Below are 841 nucleotides of genomic sequence, written 5' to 3'. Positions count from 1 at the left end.
TGGGCGTACTGCGGTGCGGCGGGCGGCGCGTACTGGGGTGGTGCGTACTGCGGTGCGGCGGGCGGCGCGTACTGCGGGGGTGCGTACTGCGGCGGCGACGCCTCCCTGCCGGATCCGGAGGCTTCCGGGGTCCCGGGATTCTGCTGGTCGGGCGAGTGCGTCATGCGTGCGCCTCCTGCTTCTGCTTCATCGGGCGGGATGGGGATCCACCACCATCGTAGAGCGGCGCCGGGCATCCGTCCCGCGGCGATAGGCTTGTCGCATGAGCAATCCAAGAGCCGGCAAGGTCGCTGAGCGGGTCCAGCAGATCATCGCCCGCAGGCTGGAGAAGGGGCTGCGGGATCCGCGCCTCGGTTTCGTCACCATCACCGATGTGCGCGTGACCGGAGACCTGCAGCACGCGAGCATCTTCTACACCGTCTACGGCAGCGAGCAGGAGCAGACCGACTCCGCGGCGGCGCTCAAGGCCGCCACGGGGATGCTGCGAAGCGAGGTGGGCAGGCAGCTGGGCACCCGGCTCACGCCGAGCCTCGAGTTCATCCACGACGAGCTCCCGGAGAGCGCGCAGCATCTCAACGATCTGCTGGCCGAGGCGAGACGCCGCGACGAAGAGGCCGCGGCGCTCGCGGCCGGCGCGCAGTACGCGGGCGAGGCCGACCCCTACGTGAGGACTCGCGATACCGACGAGGACGGTCTCGGCGAGGAGGATCTGCTCGACGACGAGAACCGCGACTGACGGCGAGCGGCCCCGGATCGGTGCCCCGGGACCGCTCGTCGGAGTGCCGGCCGGTCAGCGAACGGCGTACAGGGTGAGTTCAACCGGTCGATGCAACACCGGGTC

General features: G+C 70.5%; 1 protein-coding gene. It reads left to right on the top strand.

Annotation, left to right across the window (positions count from 1 at the left end; translation table 11 throughout):
- Positions 1–262 precede the first annotated feature (262 nt).
- On the top strand, positions 263–736 hold the full coding sequence (gene rbfA / locus D1J51_RS17705; protein ID WP_119077324.1) for a 30S ribosome-binding factor RbfA: 474 nt from the start codon (positions 263–265) through the stop codon (positions 734–736).
- Positions 737–841: the final 105 nt, after the last annotated feature.

The sequence above is a fragment of the Leucobacter sp. wl10 genome, assembly GCF_003569785.1.
In the GTDB taxonomy this organism is placed as follows: Bacteria; Actinomycetota; Actinomycetes; order Actinomycetales; family Microbacteriaceae; genus Leucobacter.
Note: the sequence above shows the minus strand (reverse complement) of the source record. Positions and strands in the feature narration are given on the sequence as shown.